The 5,364-nt window shown below is 68.8% G+C and carries 4 protein-coding genes and 1 pseudogene; 2 read left to right on the forward strand and 3 right to left on the reverse strand.

What is annotated here, in order from left to right:
• A pseudogene (locus MKK75_RS00220) lies at positions 1 to 390 on the forward strand (hypothetical protein); the annotation flags it as partial.
• Positions 391 to 398: 8 nt separating this feature from the next.
• On the opposite strand, the gene MKK75_RS00225 reads toward MKK75_RS00220, so the two are convergent.
• The gene (locus MKK75_RS00225; RefSeq protein ID WP_244040633.1) at positions 399 to 692 is read right to left on the reverse strand and encodes a hypothetical protein; all 294 of its coding nucleotides are present in this window, start codon (positions 690 to 692) and stop codon (positions 399 to 401) included.
• Between the two features lie 74 nt (positions 693 to 766).
• Here MKK75_RS00225 and MKK75_RS00230 point away from each other — a divergent pair, with 74 nt between their 5' ends.
• Positions 767 to 4,186 (forward strand): hypothetical protein, encoded by a 3,420-nt coding sequence (locus MKK75_RS00230; RefSeq protein ID WP_244040634.1) that lies wholly within the window; start codon positions 767 to 769, stop codon positions 4,184 to 4,186.
• Positions 4,187 to 4,251: 65 nt separating this feature from the next.
• Here MKK75_RS00230 and MKK75_RS00235 read toward each other — a convergent pair whose 3' ends face one another.
• Both MKK75_RS00235 and MKK75_RS00240 read right to left on the reverse strand, forming a co-directional pair.
• The gene (locus tag MKK75_RS00235) at positions 4,252 to 4,533 is read right to left on the reverse strand and encodes a hypothetical protein (protein WP_244040635.1); all 282 of its coding nucleotides are present in this window, start codon (positions 4,531 to 4,533) and stop codon (positions 4,252 to 4,254) included.
• 60 nt (positions 4,534 to 4,593) lie between these two features.
• Positions 4,594 to 5,181 carry a hypothetical protein gene (locus MKK75_RS00240; protein ID WP_244040636.1) on the reverse strand — a complete coding sequence of 196 codons (588 nt, stop codon included), beginning with the start codon at positions 5,179 to 5,181 and terminating at the stop codon, positions 4,594 to 4,596.
• Between the last annotated feature and the right edge of the window lie 183 nt (positions 5,182 to 5,364).

Genomic DNA, 5,364 nt, shown 5'->3' on the forward strand with positions numbered 1-5,364 from the left:
GCGCTCACCAACCTCAAGAGCATCTTCGGCGGCAACCCGACCGAGGGCGAGCGCAAGATCCTCCTCGACGTGGCCGGCTCCTCGAACCTGCCGCACGCCCTGCGGGTGAAGGTCTACCAGCGGGCCATCGACGCGGCGACCTTGCGTCAGCAGCAGAACGAGGCCCGCGCAGCTCAGATCCGGGAGGGCACCTATTACCGTCCCGGCTCGGGCCCCGCGGCTGCGCAGGGCGCATCGGCCGGCGGCCAGTCCGGCGCCCCCGCGTTGCCGCCTCCGTCGCCTTCGAACCGGCCTGGTGCGGTCGCCCCGGCGGCCCGTTTCCAGCAGCTCATCGGCTCCGGCATGTCGGAAGATGCTGCCTACGCTCGTCTGCATCAGGAGGGGTACTGATGAACGTGTCAGTTCGGCTTCTGGTCGGGCGATCTGGTGGCGCTAAGCCCGCTGAGGTGCGCGTCGAGCTGGTCTCGGATGAGCCGTGCCATCTCCAGATCCATGCGCAGCCGCGCTGCGATGATCGGATCAGTGTAGAGGGTACCGTCCAGGCGCATGCCCAGGCGGTCGCTCATAAGGTTGAGCATGATCGTGCCGCCGGTGATGACGCTGAAGGCTCCGCTGACGTGGCGCACCGGGACTTGATCGGGATCGGGCACATCGGCGGCAACTACGGGCGGGGCATCGCTTTTTTCGGCCATCTTGGATCCTGCGCAGGGTGTCGGGCGGATCGTAGCAGCGGTGAGTTTCCCACGGGAATGGCTGAGGTAGCGGTATGAGCGCGGGTCTCGCCTTCGATCCCGAGAAGTTCGCAGCCTACAAGGCCAGCGTGGCGCCTGCCGTCGACAGCATGCCGGACCTTCCGGGTGTGGCCGATGCGGCTCCGGTTGCCGCGCCGGTCTTTGATCCCGGTCGGTTTGCAGCCTTCAAGGCGCAGCAGCAGAAGCCTGCTACCTTTGCGGATCGGTTCGGCGATGGTCCGATGGCGTCCACTTTGGACACCTCGACGCCTGAGGGCTCGGCCCTGCGTCGCACGGCGGACGAGGCGTTGATCGGCAAGCCCTCGACCGAGAACCAAGTCGATGCCGGTCTCTTCCGGTTTGCGAACGCCATGGGGCTGAACCTGCCCCGAAATGCGATGGCGGGAGCGGAGGCGCTGCGCTCAGGTAAGTCGTTCGGCGACAGCTACCGCAAGGTCTCAGACATCGAGGACGCACTGGCGCGGCAGTATCCCAAGACAGCCTTGGCCGGGACTGTAGGCGGCATCGTCGGCGGAGCGGTAGCCTTGCCGCCGGTGGGGCGTGTAGCTGACGTTGGGCGGATCGGGCAGGCAGCCCTGTCGGGTGGCCTCTACGGTGCGGCGGCGGAAGCTGCGGACAGCAAGGATTTGGGACGAGCCGCGGTGGCAGGACTGGCCGGCGGTGCTCTCGGTGGCGTCGGTGGCGCCATCATCGATAGGGCCGCCCCCGTAGTCTCGCGGCTGTTCGCTCGCAACGCCCCCTTCCGCACCTCTGACGGCGCCCTGACGGACCAGGCAAGCGCAGCCCTGCGTGAGGTCGGGGTGGATCCGGCTGCCATCACGCCCGAACTCGCCCAGCACATCGAGACGATATTCGCGGCTAAGGGGCCATCGGTCGCCGCGGCGCGCGAGGCGCAGGCGGCCGAGTTCGGGCTGCCGCTGTCGCGAGGGCAGGCAACGGCCGATCCGCAGGTGCTGGCGCAGGAGGGGCGTGCCCTTGCCGGCCAGTCCGGGCCGCGGGCGCAGCAGATCGGCGACGAGTTCTCTGCGCGCCAGGCGGACGCCCTTGCGACGAACAGAGACCGCTTCCTTGGGATGGCGGCCGGCGACGCTCCCCGCATCGAGCGTTCGCAGGAAGCCTACGAGGCCGTAGCGGATCGGGCTCGGCAGGCTGTTCAGGCCGAAGCTGAGCGGGCCAGCGTAGCGCAGCGTGGGCTCGACGATGCCCTGCGGGGCGTTCGGGGGCGTGGCGAGACCGACGCCCTCGATGCGGCGACGTTGGCAGCGCAGGGCGTGCGGGATGCGGCGCTGGAGGGGCGGACCGCTTACCGCGGCGCCTACGACGATGTCGCACAGATCCCGGGCACCTTCGCGCCCGGGGCGCTCGACCGGCTCGGCTCCCGAGTGCGGGACCGGCTCGGCGCCGACGTGCCGCTTGATCCGGTGCTGACGCCGGCCGCGATGCGCGCCATCGGCGACCTCGATGCGCTGCCCGGCCTTTTCGGCCTCCAGCCGGGCGAGGGTCCTAATCTCCAGCAGCTCGACCAGGTGCGGAAGCGGATCGTCGCCTATCGTGGCACGACCGGCCAGAACCCGACCGATCGCCGCGCCGTCGACCGGATCTTGTCCGAGTTCGACAACCACGCGCAGGACGCGATGTCGGTAGGGCTGTTCGGTCAGCAGGCGCCGGGCAGGGCTGCAAGCTCGGCCGCTGACGGCTTCCCCGGGGCCGCGAGCCTCGACGCTTCGTCCGCGCTGCTCCCGGCCGCTGGCGGGGCTCCTGCGGGCAAATCCGAGCCCCTGACCCACTACCTCGCCCGCAACGGTGGGATCGCCCTCGATGGTGACGCCCGGGCCGGCGATCTCGGCCGGGTCATGACGCCCTATGGACCGCTCGGCCGCCGCGCCGGTCGCCCTATTGAGGATTTCCGGGATCAACTCGCATCCGAGGGCTTCCTGCGCCCCGACAGCGTGGACGGCATGATCTCACGCCGGATCGGCGACGAGGTGCATGACCTGATCGGCCTGGAGCGGTCAGGGCAGCCGGTCTACCGCCTCGCCGACTTGTCGCGCGGCGGCGCTCCTATCGATGTGGGCGGGCGGCTGGCGGACCAGTCCGCGGCCTATGCCGAGCGCGTGGCCCCGTTCCGCCAGCAGGTTGTTGATGATCTCGCCTCGGTCGGGGTCAGGCCGCGCGACATGGATCCCGCGCACCTCGACGACGCGGCGCAGCGGCTGTTCCGCGGCGAGCACGAGACCGGCGCCGATGCCTATGAGGCGGCCGTGCTCGGGCGTGAGGCGGCTGGCGGCCGTAGTGGTGTTCGGGCTCCTGAAACGGTGCCCTTCGATGGGCCGACGGCCGCCCCGACATCCGACGCCCTGCCGATCGGCGACACGGCGCCTTTGAAAGCGATGCAGCGGGCTCGCGGCCTGTTCCGCGAGTACCAGCAGACTTTCAAGCCGCGCGGCCCTGGCGACACGGCCGGCGCGAACCTGCGGCGCATCGTTGAGCGGGATGCGAGCCCGAACGAGGTAGCCTCGATGCTGTTCGGCTCGCCTGGTTCAGGCCGGGTGACAGGCGGACAGATCCAGACCCTGACGCGCCTACGCGATGCCGTCGGCGCCGATAGCGAACCTTGGGCGGCCGTGCGGCGGGGCCTTATCGCCCGGCACCTCGGCGGCGAGGGGCGCGACCTTCCGGACCGGCTGCGCTACCTCACGCAGGGGGAGGGCCGAGGGCTGATGAACTTCCTCACACCCGAGCAGCGCAACGGGCTCGGGCAATTGAGCGTCGCGGCTCGGCAGGCGGAAGCGGCTCGGCACCCTATGCCCTCGTGGGCGGCCGATCTGGAGCGCACGGGGTTCGATCCCAACGCTGTCGGCCGCAGCCTGTTCGGCTCCTCGGGTGCGATCGGCGCCAAGCCCGGGGCCGTGGCCGAAGCCCGGGCCGCCAGGGCATTTCTCGGGGCCGACAGTCAGGAATGGTCCGGCCTCCGGCAAGCGGCCGTGCAACGGCTCATCGACCCTGCGACGCCGGCCGCCAAGATGGTCGGGCAGCTCCGCGATTTCACGGACGGCGCCGGCAAGGGCGTCGCCTCGACCCTGTTCAGCCCGGAGGAACTGAGCCACTTCCGCCGCCTCGCTGGCGCCCTCCAGGCCACGGTGCGCCCTGACGGTACGATCAAGCCCGGTGCGACCGGGGAGGCGGGGCGCAAGGCCGTGGCGAAGGCCATGGACCTGATCGCGGGTGCCATCGCGTTCAAGGTGGGCGGCCTGGGCGCCGCGGCCGGCACCTACGGCGCCAAGGTCGGGACGCGGGCGATCATGGGCGGCCTCGGCGCGGCCTCGGCCCGGCGCTCGTTCGAGGGTGGCGCGCCCCGGCTCCTGGCGCCGCCTCCCCTGCCTCCGCTCGGGCAGCTCGCGACGGGCGAGGCGCTGGCGCTGGGGCAGCAATGAGGAGGGGGCGATGGAACGCAGCGTAGAAACACGGTTAGAGCCGCAACCTTTACGGTCTGTCCCGATCAACCATCTGATAGCGATTTCAGAACTTTCAGACGCTTCAAGACGGTGGATGCAAGATCTCGCGTCGCCTGTTCAACCTCGGACGCAAGTAGGTCGCTGGTTGCAGCGTCTGTCCCTTCGAATATCTCGTTTCGCATCTGGTTTATAACACCATCGAAGAGCTGCTTTAGCTGCTGCTCTGAATATCCCTGCGCGCTCATTTCCAGAGCCATGAAAATCGAGAGGATGTTTCCAAGTGCGCCTAAGCGAGCGGCGAGTTTGATGCGCCCTTCGTCGATCACCTTGGCCCCCTAACTACGCTGCGGAAGATCTGAACTTGCGCGCCCCGTTCGGGCATCATGTCAGGCAGTAAAAATGGCGCCGATCAAGCCGGCCGTAAGAACCAGCGCGCACACCATTGGCCAAGCACGCTCGGACCAAGGGCGTCCGCGAGACAGGATGAAACTGTAGACGAGCCCGTAGGTGATGACGACGCCTGCCGCTTCGCTGGCGACCGCCGCAGCGAAGAGGTCAAGCCCGCTCGAAACTGGTTGTTGGCCGTGCAGGTAGGCATAGAGCCCGACGGCGGCCATGTAAGCCACGAGGCCGGCCCAGTAGGGACTGGGCAACCTGCCCTCTCGGCGCCCCCGCTGATGGCCGCGCCACAAGCCTGCAAACAAGGCGACGTTGATGATTGTCGCGGTGGCGATCGGCCCGATAAGCGCTTCAAGGGTGATGCCGGTGGTCATGCGCTCAAGATGGAGGTCGGCGGGAGCGGTGTCGAGCGGCGGCCAGCCTTCGTGCTGACGTCGGGCCGACGGCGGGCGCAGCGGGAAAGGCACAAGATTCAGGAGCCCGAAAACCGGCTTCCAGCGCAAAAATAAATCGACCGCTGATCGGCGTTTTCGGCATGGCGACTTTCGTCCGCCGGACGGAGGCTTGGGGTCCATCCATCGGGGACCCGAGACCATGTCCGACAACGACGATATCTACAATCTCCGCCGCAAGCGGAAGCGCGCCGCGGCCCAAGCCAAATGCACCGCCAAGCGCAAGGAGAAGGGGGCTCCGGGCCGGGACGACCTCGGCCGGGCCGCCTACTACGTCCTCCTGGCGCTCTACAGCGATGAGGACAC

This window comes from Methylobacterium sp. J-030, from assembly GCF_022829545.1.
Classification (GTDB): domain Bacteria; phylum Pseudomonadota; class Alphaproteobacteria; order Rhizobiales; family Beijerinckiaceae; genus Methylobacterium.